Raw genomic sequence first — 1,301 nt, 5'->3', positions numbered from 1 at the left:
GAGGGCAGCGCAATGATGGGCGAGCGGCAGGTTGCGCAGCAGGCGCTGTTCTACGAGTTCAACCTTGAGCGCCACGTTCCAGTCGATCATTTGGGTGCGCGCCATCGATCGCTTCGTCGATCTCTCGGAGATCCGCGCGCATCTGCGTCCTTTCTACAGCGAGACGGGACGGCCCTCGATCGATCCGGAACTGATGATCCGGATGCTGCTCATTGGCTACTGCTTCGGCATCCGCTCCGAGCGCCGCCTGTGCGAGGAGGTGCATTTCAACCTGGCCTACCGCACCAGCGCAGCGACGGCACCTTCAGCCGCTCCGACTTCGCCTATCATTGTCGGATTTTCAGATACACGCGTCTCTTGTCGGTACTCTCAATCAGAGTGAGCCGGCATGAACAACCAGGCAATGCTTCGTGATCATGCGAGCGCTGTCCGAACATAGGAACAGCGCGGCGTTGGCTATGTCGTCTGGCTCGATAATGTCGGGCAGGCATTGTCTCTGCTTCACCCCSTCGATGGCGCTATCGTCAAACCAAAGTGCGCGCTGGCGCTCGGTGACGACGAAGCCCGGYGCGATCGCGTTGACGCGGATGCGATCCCTGCCGAGCTCACGCGCGAGGGAATTCGTCAGCCCGATAGCGGCCGCCTTCGCCGTGCTGTAGAGTTGCAGATCCTCGATGCCACGCATCCAGGCGACCGAACTCGTATTGACGATCGAGCCGGATCCTAGTTCGCGCATATGCGGCACCACCAGCTGTGCGGCGAAAACGGCGTGGCGCAAATTGACACTCATCATCGCGTCAAAGTCCTCGGGCGTGATGTCGGAGAAGCGCTGGCGCTTGTCCTGCGCGGCGTTATTCACGAGCGCGAAGACGGGTCCGAAGCGCTCGCGCACCGACGCAATCGCCGAGCCTAGCGCGGCAATGTCATTGAGGTCGCAGGGCAGGAAGAGCACCTCTCCGCCAGCGGCCGCAAGCCGTGTTGCGAGATCGGTGCCCGCGGCCTCGTCGATGTCGAGAAAGGCGACGCGGCAGCCCGCATCGCTAAAGCCCTTTGTGTGAGCTGCGCCAATGCCGCTCGCCCCGCCCGTAATCAGAACGGTCCGCCCCAGCAGATCAGGATAGACGGCCGTCACGGCATCACCTGGCCGCCGCTGACTTCGATGATCTGGCCAGTCATGTAGCCGCTCAGCGACGGAGCGGCGAGAAACAGGAAGGCGCCGACGCAGTCCTCGGATTCGCCGACCCGCCCCATGGGAACTTGGCGGCGCATCATCTCCATCTGCTCGGCCGACGAGTAGCGTT

At 62.7% G+C, this 1,301-nt stretch carries 2 protein-coding genes and 1 pseudogene; 1 reads left to right on the top strand and 2 read right to left on the bottom strand.

The genetic code is table 11. From position 1 onward, the window contains the following. Positions 1-12: 12 nt before the first annotated feature. Positions 13-283: pseudogene (locus AC1DVA_RS28410) on the top strand (transposase); the annotation flags it as partial. Between the two features lie 90 nt (positions 284-373). Here AC1DVA_RS28410 and AC1DVA_RS28405 read toward each other — a convergent pair. Continuing rightward, positions 374-1,132 carry an SDR family NAD(P)-dependent oxidoreductase gene (locus AC1DVA_RS28405; RefSeq protein ID WP_476808129.1) on the bottom strand — a complete coding sequence of 253 codons (759 nt, stop codon included), beginning with the start codon at positions 1,130-1,132 and terminating at the stop codon, positions 374-376. Continuing rightward, on the bottom strand, positions 1,129-1,301 hold a 173-nt coding region (locus AC1DVA_RS28400), incomplete at its 5' end, for an SDR family oxidoreductase (RefSeq protein ID WP_476808130.1). The genes AC1DVA_RS28405 and AC1DVA_RS28400, both read right to left, overlap by 4 nt.

Source organism: Allobosea sp. P4_C6, assembly GCF_056402015.1.
The sequence above is the reverse complement of the archived record's forward strand: the minus strand, read 5'-3'. Positions and strand labels throughout refer to the sequence as shown.